Consider the following 17983-nt stretch of genomic DNA (forward strand, 5'->3'; position numbering starts at 1 on the left):
GGCGTTAATCGTGCACCGCCGCATGCAGGGCGCGGGCGATGAAGTGCCTGGCGACCCGCGGTCGCGGCACGCGCTCGTCGAACCACTCGCGCACGTCGGCTTCCAGGCCGATGCCGTGCATGTAGTTGTACAGCGCCTTGTTCAGCGCCCGCCCGAGGCGGTCATGGTCGACGCCGGTGGGATCGATGAAGCCGACATCGTTCTTGGCGAAGCTCACCTGCGGCAGCGGCAGCAGTTCGACGCCGTACTCCTCCGGGTGCCGGCCCACCGGTGAATGCACGGTGCACGCGAAGCGATGGAAGAAGCCGGACTGGATGCAGCCGGCTGCGAAGAGCTGGCGCACGTACTCGAGCGCGTCCACGGTGTCGTGCACGGTCTGGGTCGGGAAGCCGTACATCAGGTAGGCATGGACCAGCACCCCGGCCTCGGTGAAGGCGTGGGTGACGCGCGCCACCTGCTCCACCGACACGCCCTTCTTCATCAGCTTGAGCAGACGGTCGGAGGCCACTTCCAGCCCGCCCGACACCGCGATGCAGCCGCTGTCGGCCAGCAGCTGGCAGACCTCGGGGGTGAAGGACTTCTCGAAGCGGATGTTGCCCCACCACGAGATCGCCACGCCCCGGCGCAGCAGCTCCTCGGCCAGCGCCTTCAGCGCCTTGGGCGGAGCGGCCTCGTCGACGAAGTGAAAGCCGGTCTGCCCGGTCTCGGCGATGATGGCCTCGATGCGGTCGACCAGCAGGGCGGCCGGGGCGCCGTCGTAGCGGCCGATGTAGTCGAGGCTGACGTCGCAGAAGCTGCACTTCTTCCAGTAGCAGCCGTGCGCGACGGTGAGCTTGTTCCAGCGTCCGTCCGACCACAGCCGGTGCATGGGGTTGAGCATGTCGAGCACCGACAGGTAGCCGTCCAGCGGCAGGCCGTCCCAGGTCGGGGTGCCGACCTCGGCGAAGGGGATGTCGGGCTCGACGAGGTTGATGTAGCGCACCGCCCGCGTTTCGGCGTCGCGCACGAAGGTCCGCACCAGACGCGATCGGCCGCGCCTGCCTTGCAGGTGCTCGAGCAGCGCCAGCAGCGGACGCTCGCCGTCGTCCAGCGTGACGTAGTCGAAGTAGTCGAACACGCGCGGCTCGGCCAGCTCGCGCAGCTCGGTATTGACGAAGCCGCCACCGAGCACGGTGACGATGTCCGGGTGCGCGGCCTTGATCGCCTGCGCGATGCGGAAGGCGCCATACACCGAGCCGGGGAAGGGCGTGGACACCAGCACGAGCTGCGGTGCGTGACGGGCGATGGCCTCGAGGGTGAGTTCGCGCAGGGTGTCGTCGACCAGGGTGGGCGGCGCGGCGAGCGCGGTGGCGAGCGGTTCGAAGGTCGGCTGGCTCATCGCCAGCGTCTCGGCGTAGCGCACGAACTCGAAGCGGGCATCGACCGCCTCGCGCAGGATGTCGGCGAGCTCGTTGAGGTACAGCGTCGCCAGGTGGCGCGCGCGATCGGTCAGCCCGAGGGCGCCGAAGGCCCAGCCCAGCGGGTCGCCGCCGTCCGGGTCGCTGGGGTCGACGTAGGCGTCGACCGCGTCGAAGCGCGGCCCCTCGGGCAGGAAGGTCCGGCTGGCGATGCGATGGGCGATGGTCGGGTCGCGCCCTTGCAGGAAGGCGATGGTCGGGCCGATGGTGAAGCGGTAGCGCGCGAAGTGCTCGATGAAGCCCTGCACCAGCGGCGTACGCTGCGCGCGCGGCAGCGCCTCGGCGCGGGCGCGGATGTGGTCCAGCCCGGCGGGCGACAGCAGGCGCAGCACGAGCTTCAGCGCCAGGTCCTCCTGTACCGCATCGACACCGCGCGAGCGCAGGAAGCCGGTGAGGTAGGCGGTGGACGGGTAGGGCGTGTTGAGCTGCGTCATCGGCGGGATGACGGAGAGCACGCGGATCGGGCGGGCGGCGGACATGGCGGGTCTTTCTGGCGAAGGGGCGCGAGGATGCCGCAGACGTTACTGGAACGCCACCTCGGCGAAGCTGCGCAGCTTGCGGCTGTGCAGGCGGTCGATGCCCTGTTCGCGCAGGCGCTCGAGGGCGCGGATGCCGATGCGCAGGTGCTGGTCGACACGTTCGCGGTAGAACTGGTTGGCCATGCCCGGCAGCTTGATCTCGCCGTGCAGCGGCTTGTCGCTGATGCACAGCAGGGTGCCGTAGGGCACGCGGAAGCGAAAGCCGTTGGCGGCGATCGTGGCCGATTCCATGTCCAGCGCGACCGCGCGGCTCTGGCTGAAGCGGCGTTCCGGGCTGCTGGCCATGCCATGCGAGGGCAGCAGCTCCCAGTTGCGGTTGTCGGTGCTGGCGACGGTGCCGGTGCGCAGCACGCGTTTCAGCTCGTAGCCGGACAGCTGCGTGATCTCCTCCACCGCGGCCTCCAGCGCCACCTGCACCTCGGCCAGCGCCGGGATCGGCACCCACAGCGGCAGCTCCTCGTCGAGCACGTGGTCCTCGCGCACGTAGCCGTGGGCAAGCACGTAGTCGCCCAGGTGCTGGCTGTTGCGCAGGCCGGCGCAGTGGCCGAGCATCAGCCACGCGTGCGGGCGCAGCACCGCGATGTGGTCGGTGATGGTCTTGGCGTTGGCCGGGCCGACACCGATATTGACCATGGTGATGCCGCTGCGGTCGCCGCGCACCAGGTGATAGGCCGGCATCTGCGGCAGGCGTGGCGGCACGGTGCCCCGCGCGTCGCGCGCCTCCGGCGGCAGGCCGGCGCGGCGGGTGAGGACGTCGCCGGGCTCGACGAAGGCCTCGTAGCCGTGGCCGGAGGCGCCGTCGGCCATCAGCTCGTGGCCGAGCTTGATGAACTCGTCGATGTAGAACTGGTAGTTGGTGAACAGGATGAAGTTCTGGAAGTGCTCGGGCCGGGTGCCGGTGTAGTGGCGCAGGCGGTGCAGCGAGTAATCGACCCGCGGCGCGGTGAACAGCGCCAGCGGATGCGGCTCGCCCGGACCGGGCTCGAAGGTGCCGTTGGCGATGCCGTCGTCCATGGCGCCGAGGTCGGGCAGGTCGAAGCGGTCGCGCAGCAGCAGGCGGCGGTCGGGGCCGAGCTGGCCTTCGAGGTGGTCGTCCTCGGCCAGCGCGAAATGCACCGGGATGGGCTGCGTGCTGGTCCCCACTTCCAGTGGCACGCCGTGGTTCTGCAGCAGCAGGTGGAACTGCTCGCGGTAGTAGTCGGCGAACAGGTCGGGCCGCGTCAGCGTGGTCTCGAACACGCCTGGGCCGGCGACGAAGCCGTAGGACAGGCGCGAGTCCGCCCGCGCCACGGTGTCGGTGCGCACCCGCACCAGCGGATAGCAGGCGCGCACATGGCGGCCGATGTCGCCGCCGGCCACGTAGCGCTGCAGCGCGTCGCGCAGGTGGTCGACGCTGGTGGCGTGGATCTCGCGCACGCGCTCGAGCGCGGCGGCGGCATCGTCGAAGTGGGCGGGGGCGAAGAAGGGGGCGGTATTCACGGACGGGGGCATGGGTCTTGGCCGGGGCAGGAGCGACGGGGGGCGGCGAATCGGGTGAGTGGGGTAAATGCGTGCAGGGGGGGCCGGGCGGCTCAGCGCGGCGTCTTCAGCCCGTCGGGCAGGCTCAGCGTGCCCTTGTCCGAGAAGCGCACGCCGCCCAGCACGCCGCCGGCCAGCCGGCCGCGCAGGGTGTAGGGGACGTTGTCGACGGCCTTTCCGTCCATCACGCCGAGCGCCTGGCGCACTACGGCGACCGCCGACACCGACACCGGAATGCGGACCAGGGCCTCGCCGAAACGCGGCACGCTGCCGCGCTGGTCGCTGACGCCGGTGGCGAAGGGCTTGTCGTTAAGGTCGAGTTCGAGCGCCAGGCCGTCGAACTCGATCGCGGTCTCGTTGGGGTTCTGCACCCGCAGCTTCACTGCGAAGCGCATTTCCATGCCCTGTCCGGGCAGCGGCTCGAGGCCGACGACGTTGATGCGCACCGGCTCGCGGTGGATCAGGCTGGCGCAGCCGGCCAGCGACAGCGCGCACAGCAGCACCGCCTGCAGCAGCGTGCGCGATTGCGCGAAAAGGCGGGAACGGGAGGTCGTGTGCATGAGGCGCGCTCCGGTCGGGGAAGGTCTGGCGCCATTGTAGACGGCTGCGCGTGGCCGCCCTCCGCCCCGCCGATGAAAGTTACATGCGCACGGACCGCGACCCGCGGCCGGGGGCGGTGTCCTCAGGCGTCAGGCGCGACCGTGGTTCAGAAGGATGAGCCCGGCTGCTGCAGGAAGGCCGTTTCGTCCTCGCGCGCCTCGCGGCCGAGCGCGGCATTGCGGTGGGGGAAGCGCCCGAAGCGCTCGATGATGGCGAGGTGGCGGCGGGCGTAGTCGAGATAGCCGTCGAAGCTGGGCCGGTTTGGCGCCGGCACGCTGGCGGCGAGGCGGTCAAAGAGCCGTACGGCCTCGCGCTGGTCGCCGAGATCTTCCGAATGCTCCAGCGGCAGGTAGACGAAGACGCGCTCCACGGCACGCAGTTCGTTGTCCAGGCCCAGCCGCAGGGTGTCCTTCGCCCAGCGCAGGGCCAGTACGTCGAAGGCGAAGGCCGCCGCCTCGCCGCGCCAGATGTTGCGCGGGAACTGGTCGGTCAGCAGGATCAGCGCCAGCCGGCCGCGGACGTCCGCCAGCCAGCCGTCCAGCTCGCCGCGTGCCGCGCGCGCGACCCAGGGCGCGAAGCGCCGCCGGATCTCCGCATCGACGTCGGCCTGCTTGCGCCACCACAGGGCGGACTGGCGGGCGATCACCGCGTCGTCGTCGGGGTGCGTACCGAACCAGAAGGCGTGGATCGTGTCCGGTGTTTCCATGCGGGGCTCCAGGGTCGAGGGGACTCTGTCGAAGCATAGTCCAGGCTGAGGGCGCACGGCCCGCCGGTGGACGATAATCGGGCATGCGCCGCCAAAGCCCCGATCGCCCCCCTCCGCCCCGCCCCTTGTCCGCCCTACGTGGCCTGACGCCCTTCCTGCGCCCCTACCGCGCGCGCATCGCACTGGCCTTCGTGCTGCTGTGCCTGGCGTCGGCGACCATCCTGGTGGTGCCGCTGGCCTTCCGCGACTTGCTCGACTCCGGTTTCGGCAGCGGCGTGAAGGCGGGCGGCGGCCTGTTCGGCACGGCCAGCCTCGACGGCCAGTTCCTCGGCCTGTTCGCGCTGGCGGCCCTGTGGGCGCTGACGGTGGCGGCGCGCTACTACACCGTGTCGTGGGTGGGCGAGCGGGTGACGGCCGACCTGCGCAGCGCGGTGTATGCGCGCGTGCTCGGCCAGTCGCCGCAGTTCTTCGAGACCTTGCAGACCGGCGAAGTGCTGTCGCGGCTGACGGGCGACACGACGCTGATCCAGACCGTGGTCGGCAGCTCGGTGTCGATGGGCCTGCGCAGCCTGTTCCAGTTCGTCGGTGGCATGGTGATGCTGGCGGTGACCAGCGTGCAGCTGTTCGGCCTCATCTTCGGGCTGATGGCCTTGCTGGCGCTGCCCATCGTCGCCATCGGCCGCCGCGTGCGCAGGCTGTCGCGCGAATCGCAGGACCGCATCGCCGACGCCTCGGCGCTGGCGGGCGAGATCCTCAACGCGATGCCGACGGTGCAGGCCTTCACCCAGGAGCGCAACGAGGCACAACGTTTCGCCGAGCGCAGCGAAACCAGCTTCCGCACGGCCGTGCGCCGCACGCGGGTCCGCGCGCTGCTGACCGCGCTGGTCATCGGTGCGGTGATGGGCACGATCATCTTCGTGCTGTGGATCGGTGCGCAGCAGGTGCAGGCCGGACGCCTGAGCGTGGGCGAGCTGGGCGCCTTCGTGCTGTACGCGGCGCTGGTCGCCGGCGGCGCGGGCACGCTGGCCGAGGTGTGGGGCGACGTGATGCGCGCCGGGGGGGCGACCGAGCGCCTGCTGGAGCTGCTGCATGCCGAGCCCGCCATCCGCGAGCCGGCCGTGCCGCAGCCGCCGCTGCGCGCGGCGCAGGTGGGCATCGCCTTCGACCACGTCGTCTTTTCCTACCCGGCGCGGCCCACCGTGCGGGCGCTGGACGATGTCTGCCTCGAAATCGCGCCGGGCGAGCGTGTCGCCCTGGTGGGGCCCTCGGGCGCGGGCAAGACCACGCTGTTCCAGCTGCTGCTGCGCTACTACGAGGTCTCGGGCGGCTGCATCCGTCTCAACGGCCAGGACATCCGCGCGTTGGCGTTGCACGAACTGCGCGGCGACATCGCCATCGTGCCGCAGGACCCGGTGATCTTCTCCGCCAGCGCGCTGGAAAACATCCGCTACGGCCGTCCGGACGCGCGCGACGACGAAGTGGTCGCCGCCGCGCGTGCGGCGGCGGCCGACGAGTTCATCGCCCGCCTGCCGGAGGGCTATGCGACCTTCCTCGGCGAGCGCGGCACCCGGCTGTCCGGCGGGCAGCGTCAGCGCATCGCGATCGCGCGCGCCATCCTGAAGGGGGCGCATGTGCTGCTGCTCGACGAAGCGACCAGCGCCCTCGACGCCGAGTCCGAGATCCTCGTGCAGCAGGGCCTGGCCGCGGCGATGCAGGGCCGCACCACGCTGATCATCGCCCACCGCCTGGCCACGGTGCAGCAGGTGGACCGGATCGTGGTGATGGAGGAAGGCCGCATCGTCGAGACCGGCACGCCAGCCGACCTGCGCCTGCGCGGCGGCCTGTATTCGCGGCTCGCGGATTTGCAAATGTCATCGTGACGGAGCGCACAAGTGCGCTGCACTGCAGCTTGCCCTGGCTAACCGCAGGCGGAATCATCGCGTCATAGATTCTTCTTCTTGACCTGTGGTGCATGCAGCCTCCATCCCTTCCCGATGACGAGTCGCAGCGCCCCGATGCCCTGTGCGCCTGCCGAACCTCGGGACGGCCGGCAGGGACGGACGCGAGCGCCTTGTGGATGAATTCATTTCCAGGGCCCGCGACATTGGGGAATACTGGAACATGATGGTCCGGCCTTCCGCACGCTGACCAGGCGCCTTGCGGCACATGCATCGCTCACGGAGCTCACCGATGGAAGCGCCCTCTCCCGCACCCGCGCAGGTCCTGCTGATAGAGGACGAGGCGGGCGATGTCGAACTGATCCGCTGGCAGCTGCTGGATGCCTTGCATGAGCACTTCGTCATCCACGTTGCCGATTCGCTGCGCGCGGCGGAGGTGCTGCTGGCCGGCGGCGGCTTTCAGCCCGATGTGGTGTTGCTGGACCTGAACCTGCCGGACTCGTTCGGCCCCGCGACCGTGGAGCGCTGCCGCGCGTTGACCGAGGCGCCGATCGTGGTGCTGGCCGGCCTCGACGACCCAGCAACGACCAGCCTCGCGATTGCCTTGGGCGCGGACGATTATCTTCCCAAGGGCGGGGACAGCGAGGCGCTGCGGCGCTCGATCCGCTATGCCCAACTGCGCCACCGCCGCGACGCCGATGCGCGTCTGGCGGCGACGGTGTTCGCGCATTCGCGCGAGGGCATCATCGTGACCGACGTGCAGGGCCGCATCATCGAGGTCAACGAAGCCTTCACGCGCATCACCGGCTACACGCGCGATGAGGTGCTCGGGCGTGAGGCCAGCCTGCTCAAGTCCGACCGCCACGGCCCGGAGTTTCACGCCGCGCTGTGGCAGAGCCTGCTGGAGAAAGGTCACTGGTACGGCGAGGTGTGGAACCGGCGCAAGGGCGGCGAGCTGTTCGCCGAGCTGCTCACCGTGAGCGCGGTGCGCGACGCGCGCGGCGAGATCCGGCATTTCGTCGGCCTGTTCTCCGACATCACGCTGCAGAAGGAGCACGAGCGCCAGCTCGAGCACATCGCGCATTACGACGCGCTGACCGCGCTGCCCAACCGCGTCCTGTTCGCCGACCGCCTGCACCAGGCCATGGCGCGCGCCCGGCGTGGCGACCAGCGGCTCGCGGTGGTGTATATCGACCTCGATGGCTTCAAGACGATCAATGACACCCAGGGGCATGACGCCGGCGACCAGCTGCTGATGACCCTGGCAGGCCGGATGCGCAAGGTGATGCGTGACTGCGACACACTGGCGCGCCTGGGTGGCGACGAGTTCGTGGCCGTGCTGGGCGATCTGCCCGATGCCGACAGCTGCCGGCCGCTGGTGCGGCGCCTGCTGGCCACCGTGGCCGAGCCGGTGGAGGTGGGTGGCCATTCGCTCCAGGTGTCGGGCAGCATCGGGGTCACGCTCTACCCGCAGCGTGAGGAAGTCGAGCCCGACCAGCTGCTGCGCCAGGCCGACCAGGCGATGTATCAGGCCAAACTCGCCGGCAAGGACCGCTATCACCTCTTCGACACCGATCACGACCACGACCTGCGCAGCCACCACGAAAGCCTGGAACGCATCCGCCACGGACTGGTGCGGGGCGAGTTCGTGCTGTACTACCAGCCCAAGGTCAACATGCATTCCGGCGAGCTGATCGGGGTCGAGGCGCTGATCCGCTGGCAGCACCCGGAACAGGGCCTGCTGTCGCCCGACTGCTTCCTGCCGGTGATCGAGCATCATCCCCTCGGCATCCAGCTCGGCGAATGGGTCATCGAGGCCGCACTGGGGCAGGTTGCCGCGTGGCAGGCGGAGGGCTTGCGCGTGCCGGTCAGCGTCAATATCGCCGCCAATCACCTGCAGCGGGCGGATTTCGCCGAGCGTCTCTACCTGCTGCTGTCGCTGCATCCCGGGATCACGCCCGACATGCTGCAGCTCGAGGTCCTGGAAAGCAGCGCGCTGGCCGACATGAACCACGTCGCCGAGACCATGGCCACGTGCACGCGCATGGGCGTCGGCTTCTCGCTCGATGATTTCGGCACCGGCTATTCGTCCCTCAGTTACCTGAAGCGGCTGCCGGCGGCGGAGTTGAAGATCGACCGCAGCTTCGTGCGCGACATGCAGCACGATGCCGACGACCTGGCCATCCTCGATGGCGTGCTCGGCCTGGCGCGCGCCTTCCGCCGCCGTGCCGTGGCCGAAGGCGTCGAGACCGAAGCGCACGGCGAGCTGCTGCTGCGGCTCGGTTGCGAATACGCCCAGGGTTACGGCATTGCGCGGCCGATGCCGCCGGAGTCCCTGCCGGGCTGGGCCGCGAGCTGGCGACCCCCGGAGAGCTGGACCCGCCAGCGCCGCCTCGGGCCGGACGCGATGCCGCTGCTGTATGCCACGGTTGAACATCGCGGCTGGATCCTTGCCATCGAGGAATGCCTTTCGGGCGAGCGCGCCGCGCCACCGGCGCTCGACCCCCACGAGTGTGCCTTCGGTCGCTGGCTCGACAGCGTGCTGGCCAATCCTCATGAGCTGGGCAGCGAGCGACTGACCGAACTCGACCAGCTCCACCAGAAGGTCCATGCGCTGGCCATCGAGTTGCTGCGCCTGCACCGCGGCGATCGCAGGGACGAGGCACATGCCGGGCTGGCGCGGCTGAACGCTTTGCGCGACCAGACCCTCGTTGCCATGGAGACGTTCCTCAAGGCCCTGTAGGCGCGCTACGCGGCCGCAAGCTGGCCGCGCCCGCTTCAGGCCGTGGCCAGCTTGCGTTCGACGGGCGCCTCGCGGATCGGCAGGTTGATGACGGCGGCCAGCGCAGCCAGCGCCATGTCGGCGTACCACATCCAGCTGAAGTCGCCGAACTCGACTACCGCCAGCCCGCCCAGCCAGGCGCCAAGGAAGCCGCCGATCTGGTGCGACAGAAGTGTCAGCCCGAACAGCGTGCCGAGGTAGCGCACGCCGAACAGCTTGCCGACGATGGCGGCGGTGGGTGGCACCGTCGCCAGCCAGGTGAAGCCCAGGCCGGCGGCGAAGAGGTAGAAGGTCCATTCCGACGACGGCATCATCAGGTACCAGCCCACCAGCAGCGCGCGCGAGCCGTACATGGCGGCCAGCACGTACTTGCTGCGGTAGCGCCCGACGCAGGAGCCGGCGTACAGGCTGCCGAAGATGTTGGCCAGGCCGATGATCGCCAGCGACCAGCTCGCCACCGTGGGGGGCAGCCCGCACAGCGCGACCTCGCCCGGCAGGTGGGTGACGAGAAAGGCGATGTGGAAGCCGCAGGTGAAGAAACCCAGGTGCAGCAGCAGGTAGCTGCGGTCCTTCATCGCGTCGCGGATCGCGCGCATCACGCCATGGTCGGTCTCGGCGTGGTGGACCGGCTTCTCCACCGGCCGCGTCAGGCGGCGGATCAGCGGCAGCGCGGCCAGCGTCATCAGCGCCATGCCCCACATCGCACCCATCCAGCCCACGGTCTGGATCAGCTTCTGCAGGATCGGCGCGAACAGGAACTGGCCGAAGGAGCCGCCGGCATTGATCACGCCCGAGGCCGTGCCGCGCGCCTCGGCCGGCATGCGCTGCGCGGCGGCGCCGATCAGTACCGAGAAGCTGGCCGCGCCCGAACCCATTGCCGACATCAGCCCGATTGTCACGACCAGGCCGAGGCCGGAATCCATGAAGGGCGTGATGGCGCTGCCCAGCGCCAGCAGCAGCAGGGCGCCGACCAGCACCGGGCCGGCGCCGTGGCGGTCGGCGACCGCGCCGGCAACCGGCTGGATCGCCCCCCAGGCGAACTGCGCCACCGCCATCGCCAGGCTGATGGTGGCGATGCCGAGGCCGGTGGCAGTGTTGAGCGGGCTGACGAAGAGGCCCATCGACTGGCGGGCGCCCATCGTCACCAGCAGGATGCCAGCCGCGGCCAGCGTGGTGATCAGGACGTCGGGGGAGCGGAGCGAGCGGAACATGGGAATCGGGAAAACGGGGAGGTGCGCGGTGGGCGGACTATACGTGCAAACGCCCGCCCCGTCGTGAGGGGGGCGGGTGCCCCCTAGACTGCGTGCTGGCGCTTGTCGGCGTACATCGCACCGTCGGCGGTGCGCATCAGCTCGCTTGCCGTGTCTCCGTCCCGCGGGTAGAGGGCGAGACCGATGCTGGCCGAGATCGTGATGCGGTGGCCGTCGATCTCGAACGGGCTTGCGATCGCAGTCCGCAGCTTGGCGGCGATCAGGCCTGCGTCCTGGGTCTCGGCGAGGACGGGCAGCAGCACCACGAACTCGTCGCCACCGATGCGGGCCGCGGTGTCCGAATGGCGCAGCGTGCCGCGCAGCCGCTTCGCCACCGCTTGCAGCAGCGCGTCGCCGGCGTCGTGGCCGTAGCGGTCGTTGACCGGCTTGAAGCCGTCGAGGTCGATGAACAGCATGGCCAGCGAGCTGCCATTGCGCTGCGCACTCGCCAGCGCACGCTCGAGCCGGTCCTGCAGCAGCACGCGGTTGGGCAGACCGGTGAGCGGGTCGTGGTGCGCGAGGTGGCGGATGCTGTCCTCGGCCGCCTTGCGCGCGGTGATGTCATTGACGATGTTCAGCGTCGCCGGCCTGCCGTTCCAGTTGATGCGGACGCCGCTGGTCTCCGCCCACAGCATGCGGCCCGATTTGTGCATCAGGCGCAGCGGGTAGCGTTGCTCGGTCTCCTCGCCGGCCAGCCGTCGCTGATGGTTCGTGCGTGCGCGTGGCAGGTCCTCGGGTGCGATCAGCGCGTCGAATGCATCCAACTGCGCCAGCTCCTCGCCGCTGTAGCCCAGCAGTTCGGAAAACGCCGGGTTGGCGTAGGTCACGCGGCCGTCCTGCACGACGAGGATGCCTTCCTGCGCCATCTCGACCACCGAGCGGTAGTGTTGCTCACTGTCCTTCAGCGCGCGTTCGGCCTGTTCGCGCGCGGCGATGTCCTGGCGCAGCCGTTCGCCGAGGTCGGCCAGCCGCCGGTTGAGGCGCCCCAGGTGGCGGATCCACAGGTAGGCCAGCAGCAGCACGACGGCGAAGCCGGCGACCACCTCGGCGACCAGCGTGTAATCGGTGCGTGCGGGCATGTCGATCGCGACGTGGCGATTGACGATCTCGTCGACCTCTTCCAGGGTGAGCGTGGCGATGGCGGCGTCCAGTGCGCGCACGAGCTCGGTCTTGCCGCCGCTGACGCCGATGCGCATGCGGTTGCCGAAGTCCGGCAACTCGCCCGCGATCTTGAGGTTGAACCAGCCCTCGTGCTTGATCGTGTAGGCCGCCACCGTCAGCGCGCGCAGTGTCAGGTCGGCCTCGCGCGCCTCGACCATGCCGAAGGCCTCGATCTCCGAGCCGACGGGCAGGATGCGCAGGTGTGGGAAGTCGTGGCCGATGCGCTCCATGATCGAGGTCGCGGTCGGCAGGGCCACGGTCGTGCCTTTGGGCAGCGCCGCGAGATCGGGGATGGCGGCGTGCTCGGCGTGCGTGATGATGACGTTGCGGTCGAAGAAGTAGGGCTGGGTGAAACGCAACCAGGTGTCGCGCTCGGGCGTCTGGTTGAGGAAGGACAGTGCGTCGCACTGGCCCGTCCGCGCCAGCGACACGCTTTCGTCCCAGGTGCTGGTGTGCACGATCTGCAGGTTCAGCCCGGCGCGCTTGGCGATGAGGCGCACGAGGTCGGCGGCGATGCCGCGGTGGCGCCCGGTCTCGTCCAGCCATTCGTAGGGCGGCCAGTCGGGGTCGACGCACAGGCGCACGGTGGCGGCCGGCCCGACCGTATCGGCAAGCGCCAGCAGTGGGCCGCTCAGTAGGGCCAGCGTGGCCAGGGCGCGTCGCAACATGGGCAAGAAGTGCCTGTGATCAGGACCGCCGCAATGGGCGGAACTGGCGCGTGTCGCGGTAGTAGCCGGGGGATTCGCTGTCCGGCGTGACACCGGGAATGCCCAGCAGGGGAAGCGGCGAGAAGGCACGGGGGCTGATGCGGTGAGGGGGCTCGGTCAGATGGCGTTCGAGCCAGGCATCGGTGTCGGCGAGGCGGGTGGCTGCGTCCAGATTGTGCCAGTCAGGCGCAACCGCGCGATAGAGCGCTTTCGCACACAGACCGAGGAATGGTGCGCGCAGCTGGTCCCAGGTGCCGTGGCCGAAGACGAGGAAGCGCGTGCTGCCCGACAGCGTCTGCCGCCGTCGCCAGAAGGCTTCCTCCCATTCGTGCGCGGCGAGCAGCGCAGGAATCTTGGGGTCGCTGGAGACGACGACGATGCCGCATTCGTCGAACTGCGTCAGGGCGTCGCGCACCGGGCCGCGACCGGGCAGGCTGGCTTCCAGACGGGTTTCGATCTCTGCCAGGTGCAGGCGGTTGCAGCGCGCCTTGCTGCGCGGCCAGGCGCACCACGCCAGCGCGTTGAAGAAGTCGTGCCAGTCGCCCGGACGGGTGGGGACTTCGCCGGTGGCGAAGATGTGGGCCTCGTAGCCGTCGGTTTCGCCGCTCGGGGGCGCGAAGCGGATGGGGGCGCCGCCGCCGCTGCGCGTATCCGGCGCCACGTCCGCGAGCAGGGCGCCGAGTTCGGACGGGCTTGGCACGCCGGGCGTGGCAAAGCGTGCCAGCCAGGGCGCAATCGGTTCGAACAGCGGGCGTGCGGACAAGGACGCAGGGACGTCGTCGGGCAGATTCATCGGCGCGATTGTGCGCATCGCCTGTCGTGCTTGCGAGAGACGGGAAACGGTGCGCCGCACGAGGAAGAGCCGGCCACGCAGGCCGGCTCTTCGGTCGGGCGGGACGCCACAGGGGGTGTCAGGCGGCGCATGCGGTCGGGGCAAGCTCGACCGCCGGACTCAGGCGGTTCACGCCGCTGATGATGGCGCGGATCGAGGCGGTGACGATGTTGCCGTCGATGCCCACGCCGTAGCGGTCGCCGCCGTTGCCCGCCGTCGGTGTCAGCTCGAGGAAGGCGCAGGCCTGGGCGTTGCCGCCGTCCGCGCTCGCCGTGATCGAGCGTTCCTCGAAGCTGCGCACCTGCACGTCGATGCCGGCGCTGCGCAAGGCGTGGACCGCGGCGTCGATCGGGCCGTTGCCCTCGCCGACGAGCAGGTGCCGGGTGCCGCCGATCTCGACGATGAGGCGGATGCCCTGCGCCGCGCCATGCTCGAAGAGGTGGTGCTCGACGTAGCGCACCGGTGCGACGCTGTCGAGGTAGGTGCGGCTGAACAGGTCCCAGATCGCCGCCGCCGACATCTCGCCGCCGGTGGCATCGGTGACCTGCTGCACCTCGCGCGAGAATTCCACCTGAAGGCGGCGCGGCATGGCGATGCCGTACTCGGTTTCGAGCAGGTAGGCGATGCCGCCCTTGCCGGACTGGCTGTTGACCCGGATCACCGAGTCGTAGCTGCGGCCGACATCGGCGGGGTCGATCGGGAGGTAGGGCACGTTCCACGGGGCGTCAGCCTTTTGAGCCGCGAATCCCTTCTTGATGGCGTCCTGGTGGGAGCCGGAGAAGGCCGTGAACACGAGATCCCCCACATAGGGGTGGCGTGGGTGGATGGGCAACTGGTTGCAGTACTCGACGGTGCGCGCGATGGCGTTGATGTCCGAGAAGTCGAGTCCGGGCGAAACGCCCTGCGTGTACATGTTGAGCGCGAGGGTGACGATGTCGACATTGCCGGTGCGCTCGCCGTTGCCGAAGAGGCAGCCCTCGACGCGGTCGGCGCCGGCCATCATCCCCAACTCGGCAGCCGCAACGCCGCTGCCGCGGTCGTTGTGCGGGTGGAGCGAGAGCACGATGCTGTCGCGGCGGGCGAGCTTGCGGTGCATCCACTCGACCTGGTCGGCGTAGACGTTGGGCGTGGCGACCTCGACCGTGGCGGGGAGGTTGATGATGACCTTGTTGTCCGGCGTCGCGCCCCATTCGGCGGTGACCGCGTCGCAGACTTCCCTGGCGAAATCGAGTTCGGTGGCGGAGAAGGTCTCGGGGCTGTATTCGAGCGCGATCTCGGTGCCGCACTCGGCACGCATCTGCTCGCCGATCTGCCTGATGAGGCGTACCGCGGAGACCGCGAGGGCCACCACCTGCGGCTTCTCCATGCCGAACACGACCTCGCGGAAGGTGGGCGAGGTGGCGTTATAGACGTGCACGATCGCCCGCGGCGCCCCGCGCACGGATTCCATCGTGCGGCGGATGAGATCCTCGCGCGCCTGGGTGAGCACCTGGATGGTGACGTCCGCGGGGATGTGGCCGCCCTCGATGAGGGTGCGCACGAAGTCGAAGTCGGTCTGCGAGGCGGAGGGGAAGCCGATCTCGATCTCCTTGAAGCCGATGTCGCACACGGTGCGGAACATGCGCATCTTGCGCTCGACGTTCATCGGCTCGAACAGCGCCTGGTTGCCGTCGCGCAGGTCGGTGCTCATCCAGATCGGGGCGCGGTCGATGACCTTGTTCGGCCACTGGCGGTCGGCGAGTGCGATCGGGGCGAAGGGGCGGTACTTGGCGGCGGGGTTCTGCAACATCATGGCGCGGTCCTCGTGGGCATGGCGTGATTCGATGGACGAAAGTCTACGCCGGGTGTCGCGGCAGACGATTGCGTTGTTGCAGTGCGATGCGGCGATTTTGTGCAGAAACGTTCACATTGCAGTGTCGAAGTGCAAGAATCTGCCGACTGGACAGAATAGAGCGCCCGATCATGCAACTCGACCGCTACGACCGCCAGCTCCTCGAGCTCTTGCAGCAGGACGGCCGCATCAGCAACCAGGACCTCGCCGACCGCATCAGCCTGTCGCCCTCGTCCTGCCTGCGCCGGCTGCGCGCGCTGGAGGACGCCGGCCTCATCGTCGGCTATCGCGCCCTGCTCGATGCGCGCAAGCTGGGCCTGTCGCTGATGGCCCTGATCCACATCTCGATGGACCGCCACACGCCGGAGCGCTTTGCGCACTTCGAAGGCGAGGTCGAGAAGATCCCGCAGGTGCTCGAATGCCTGCTGATCACCGGGCAGGATGCCGACTACCAGCTGAAGGTCATCGTCGCCGACATGGACGGCTACCAGGAGTTGCTGCTCAACCGCATCACCCGCATTCCCGGCGTGACCGGGGTGCATTCGAGCTTCGTGCTGCGGCGGGTGATCGACAAGACGGCGCTGCCGGTCGGGGGGTGAGCGGCTGCGCAGAAACGCAACGGCCGCGGACATTGCCCGCGGCCGTTGCGTCGGTCAGCTGTCCGTCGCGCTTACTTGCCCGCGTTCGGGAAGAACAGCTGCTCGCCCTCGATCTTGTACGACGCGATTGCGTCCTGCCCCGCAGGTGACACGACCCATTCCACGAACTTGCGCGCCTCGGCCGTCTTCACATGCGGGTGGCGTTCCGGATTCACCACCATCACGCCGTACTGGTTGAAGAGGCGGGTGTCGCCCTCGACCAGCACCGCGAGATCGGCGCGGTTCTTGAAGCTGAGCCAGGTGCCGCGGTCGGCGAGCACGTAGGCGCCGGACGAGGCGGCCATGTTGAGTGCCGGGCCCATGCCGCAGCCGCACTCCTTGTAGCCCGTGCCCTTGTTGTCGACACCGGCGGCCTTCCAGTAGCGCAGCTCGGCGGCGTGCGTGCCGCTCTTGTCGCCGCGCGACACGAAATTGCCATTGCTGGCCGCCAGCTTCTGCAGCGCGGCGGTGATGTCCTTGCCGCGGGTGCCAGCCGGGTCGTCCTTGGGGCCGACCAGCACGAAGTCGTTGTACATGACCTTGCGGTGCTCGATGCCATGGCCTTCGTCGACGAATTTCTGCTCCGCCGCAGCGTCATGCACGAACACCACGTCCGCATCGCCGCGACGGCCGACGTCCAGCGCCTGGCCGGTGCCGAGCGCGACGACTTTCACATCGATGCCGGTGGCCTGCTTGAACTGCGGCAGAATGTGGCCGAACAGGCCGGATTGCTCGGTCGACGTGGTCGAGGCGACGACGATGGATTGCGCCTGGGCGGCCAGCGGCAACAGCGCCAGCGCGGTCGTGGCCGCGATACCGGCCAGATGCTTACGGGCGCGCGACAGGATGGAATGGTTCATGTGGAGCGTCTCCTCGGGACTTCGGGGCAGGGTGTCGCAAGGGCGAACTGCGCAATGCGATGCGGCCGAATCTAGGCAGGCGGCGCCACATCGGCAATATGAAGAGAAATGCATAGGATCAGCCTCAACTACACGCTGGGCACCGACGTCGTGCCGGCCCTGGTGCGCAATCCCCTGCTCGACCTGCTGCAGGCGGTCAGCGACCAGGGCTCGATTTCGGCCGCGGCGCGCCAGCTCGGTCTCTCCTACCGTCACGTCTGGGGCGAGCTCAAGCGCTGGGACGCCGAATTCGGCCAGCCCCTGATCCTGTGGGAGAAGGGCCAGGCGGCGCGGTTGACCGACTTCGGCGCCAAGCTGCTGTGGGCCGAGCGCCAGGCGCAGGCGCGCCTGCTGCCGCAGATCGAGGCGCTGCGGGCCGACCTGGAGCGCGCCTTCGCCGTGGCTTTCGACGACTCGGCGCACGTGCTGACTTTCTATGCCAGCCACGACGAGGCGCTGACCCTGCTCAGCGAGCAGGCGCGCGGCCAGCGTCTGCATCTGGACATCCGCTTCACCGGCAGTGTCGATGCGATTCGCGCGCTCAACGAGGGGCGTTGCGAGATGGCCGGTTTCCATACCCGCATCGAGCCCGCACGCGGTTCGCTGTCGCAGCGCAGCTACAAGCCGCTGCTGCGCCCGGGACGGCACAAGCTGATCGGTTTCGCGCGCCGCACGCAGGGCCTGATCGTGGCGCCTGGCAACCCGCTCGGCCTGCATTCACTGCACGATCTTGCAGCCCCTGACGTGCGCTTCGTCAACCGCGCGCTGGGCACCGGCACGCGGGTGCTGTTCGACGAACTGCTGGCCGATGCGGGCATCGCGCCCGGCGCGATCCGTGGCCACGGCTGGGTCGAGCAATCGCATGCGGCGGTGGCGCACGCGGTGGCGACCGGCGCGGCGGACGCGGGTTTCGGCATCGAGGCCAGCGCGAACGCGCGGGGGCTGGATTTCGTGCCGGTCGTGGACGAGAACTACTTCCTCGCCTGTCTCAAGAGCAGCCTGGAGCACCCCGCGACCCAGGCGCTGCTCGCACTGCTGCGCACCGCGGAATGGCAGCGCCGGCTGGCCGCCCTGCCCGGCTACGTGCCGATGCGATGCGGCGAGGTGCTGTCGATGAGCCGAGTGCTGCCGTGGTGGCGCTTCCGCACGCCGGCGCCGAAGTGAA

Annotated in this window: 13 protein-coding genes; 4 read left to right on the forward strand and 9 right to left on the reverse strand. The window is 69.5% G+C overall.

The features are described 5' to 3' along the window. Window positions 1–4: 4 nt before the first annotated feature. From C664_RS13735 to C664_RS13750, 4 genes are all read right to left on the reverse strand, one after another. The gene (locus C664_RS13735) at window positions 5–1936 is read right to left on the reverse strand and encodes a B12-binding domain-containing radical SAM protein (protein WP_004261799.1); all 1932 of its coding nucleotides are present in this window, start codon (window positions 1934–1936) and stop codon (window positions 5–7) included. Window positions 1937–1978: 42 nt separating this feature from the next. Further along, window positions 1979–3487 carry an AMP nucleosidase gene (locus tag C664_RS13740; protein WP_004261803.1) on the reverse strand — a complete coding sequence of 503 codons (1509 nt, stop codon included), beginning with the start codon at window positions 3485–3487 and terminating at the stop codon, window positions 1979–1981. A gap of 80 nt (window positions 3488–3567) precedes the next feature. Next, window positions 3568–4074 carry an LEA type 2 family protein gene (locus C664_RS13745; RefSeq protein ID WP_004261819.1) on the reverse strand — a complete coding sequence of 169 codons (507 nt, stop codon included), beginning with the start codon at window positions 4072–4074 and terminating at the stop codon, window positions 3568–3570. Between the two features lie 146 nt (window positions 4075–4220). Beyond that, window positions 4221–4820 (reverse strand): DUF924 family protein, encoded by a 600-nt coding sequence (locus C664_RS13750; protein ID WP_004261820.1) that lies wholly within the window; start codon window positions 4818–4820, stop codon window positions 4221–4223. 83 nt (window positions 4821–4903) lie between these two features. On the opposite strand from C664_RS13750, the gene C664_RS13755 reads away from it, so the two are divergent. After that, complete coding sequence (locus tag C664_RS13755; RefSeq protein ID WP_038011881.1) at window positions 4904–6700, forward strand: ABC transporter transmembrane domain-containing protein; 1797 nt, start codon at window positions 4904–4906, stop codon at window positions 6698–6700. A gap of 310 nt (window positions 6701–7010) precedes the next feature. Then, window positions 7011–9461, forward strand: a complete 2451-nt coding sequence (locus C664_RS13760) for an EAL domain-containing protein (RefSeq protein ID WP_004261824.1) — start codon at window positions 7011–7013, stop codon at window positions 9459–9461. A 35-nt stretch (window positions 9462–9496) separates the two neighbouring features. Here C664_RS13760 and C664_RS13765 read toward each other — a convergent pair whose 3' ends face one another. From C664_RS13765 to leuA, 4 genes are all read right to left on the reverse strand, one after another. Then, window positions 9497–10711 (reverse strand): MFS transporter, encoded by a 1215-nt coding sequence (locus C664_RS13765; protein ID WP_004261825.1) that lies wholly within the window; start codon window positions 10709–10711, stop codon window positions 9497–9499. Between the two features lie 83 nt (window positions 10712–10794). After that, on the reverse strand, window positions 10795–12579 hold the full coding sequence (locus tag C664_RS13770) for a diguanylate cyclase domain-containing protein (protein ID WP_004261827.1): 1785 nt from the start codon (window positions 12577–12579) through the stop codon (window positions 10795–10797). Between the two features lie 19 nt (window positions 12580–12598). Beyond that, window positions 12599–13429, reverse strand: a complete 831-nt coding sequence (locus C664_RS13775; RefSeq protein ID WP_004261829.1) for a DUF3025 domain-containing protein — start codon at window positions 13427–13429, stop codon at window positions 12599–12601. Between the two features lie 100 nt (window positions 13430–13529). After that, on the reverse strand, window positions 13530–15242 hold the full coding sequence (gene leuA, locus C664_RS13780; RefSeq protein WP_004261831.1) for a 2-isopropylmalate synthase: 1713 nt from the start codon (window positions 15240–15242) through the stop codon (window positions 13530–13532). A 170-nt stretch (window positions 15243–15412) separates the two neighbouring features. Here leuA and C664_RS13785 point away from each other — a divergent pair, with 170 nt between their 5' ends. Then, window positions 15413–15880: an Lrp/AsnC family transcriptional regulator gene (locus tag C664_RS13785; protein ID WP_004261833.1), complete on the forward strand. Its 468-nt coding sequence runs from the start codon at window positions 15413–15415 to the stop codon at window positions 15878–15880. Between the two features lie 71 nt (window positions 15881–15951). Here the strand turns inward: C664_RS13785 and C664_RS13790 are convergent, their stop codons facing one another. Next, window positions 15952–16779 (reverse strand): extracellular solute-binding protein, encoded by an 828-nt coding sequence (locus C664_RS13790; RefSeq protein WP_004261835.1) that lies wholly within the window; start codon window positions 16777–16779, stop codon window positions 15952–15954. A 108-nt stretch (window positions 16780–16887) separates the two neighbouring features. Here C664_RS13790 and C664_RS13795 point away from each other — a divergent pair, with 108 nt between their 5' ends. Next, window positions 16888–17982, forward strand: a complete 1095-nt coding sequence (locus C664_RS13795) for a substrate-binding domain-containing protein (RefSeq protein ID WP_004261837.1) — start codon at window positions 16888–16890, stop codon at window positions 17980–17982. Window position 17983: the final 1 nt, after the last annotated feature.

The sequence above is a fragment of the Thauera sp. 63 genome, assembly GCF_000310165.2.
Taxonomy (GTDB): domain Bacteria; phylum Pseudomonadota; class Gammaproteobacteria; order Burkholderiales; family Rhodocyclaceae; genus Thauera; species Thauera humireducens.

Excerpts from the sequence above, each read along its gene's own strand:
- C664_RS13735 (WP_004261799.1), bottom strand. The coding sequence starts at position 1,936 with ATGTCCGCCGCCCGCCCGATCCGCGTGCTCTCCGTCATCCCGCCGATG.
- C664_RS13755 (WP_038011881.1), top strand. The coding sequence starts at position 4,904 with ATGCGCCGCCAAAGCCCCGATCGCCCCCCTCCGCCCCGCCCCTTGTCC.
- C664_RS13790 (WP_004261835.1), bottom strand. The coding sequence starts at position 16,779 with ATGAACCATTCCATCCTGTCGCGCGCCCGTAAGCATCTGGCCGGTATC.
- C664_RS13785 (WP_004261833.1), top strand. The coding sequence starts at position 15,413 with ATGCAACTCGACCGCTACGACCGCCAGCTCCTCGAGCTCTTGCAGCAG.
- leuA (WP_004261831.1), bottom strand. The coding sequence starts at position 15,242 with ATGATGTTGCAGAACCCCGCCGCCAAGTACCGCCCCTTCGCCCCGATC.
- C664_RS13775 (WP_004261829.1), bottom strand. The coding sequence starts at position 13,429 with ATGCGCACAATCGCGCCGATGAATCTGCCCGACGACGTCCCTGCGTCC.
- C664_RS13760 (WP_004261824.1), top strand. The coding sequence starts at position 7,011 with ATGGAAGCGCCCTCTCCCGCACCCGCGCAGGTCCTGCTGATAGAGGAC.
- C664_RS13795 (WP_004261837.1), top strand. The coding sequence starts at position 16,888 with ATGCATAGGATCAGCCTCAACTACACGCTGGGCACCGACGTCGTGCCG.
- C664_RS13765 (WP_004261825.1), bottom strand. The coding sequence starts at position 10,711 with ATGTTCCGCTCGCTCCGCTCCCCCGACGTCCTGATCACCACGCTGGCC.
- C664_RS13750 (WP_004261820.1), bottom strand. The coding sequence starts at position 4,820 with ATGGAAACACCGGACACGATCCACGCCTTCTGGTTCGGTACGCACCCC.
- C664_RS13770 (WP_004261827.1), bottom strand. The coding sequence starts at position 12,579 with ATGTTGCGACGCGCCCTGGCCACGCTGGCCCTACTGAGCGGCCCACTG.
- C664_RS13740 (WP_004261803.1), bottom strand. The coding sequence starts at position 3,487 with ATGCCCCCGTCCGTGAATACCGCCCCCTTCTTCGCCCCCGCCCACTTC.
- C664_RS13745 (WP_004261819.1), bottom strand. The coding sequence starts at position 4,074 with ATGCACACGACCTCCCGTTCCCGCCTTTTCGCGCAATCGCGCACGCTG.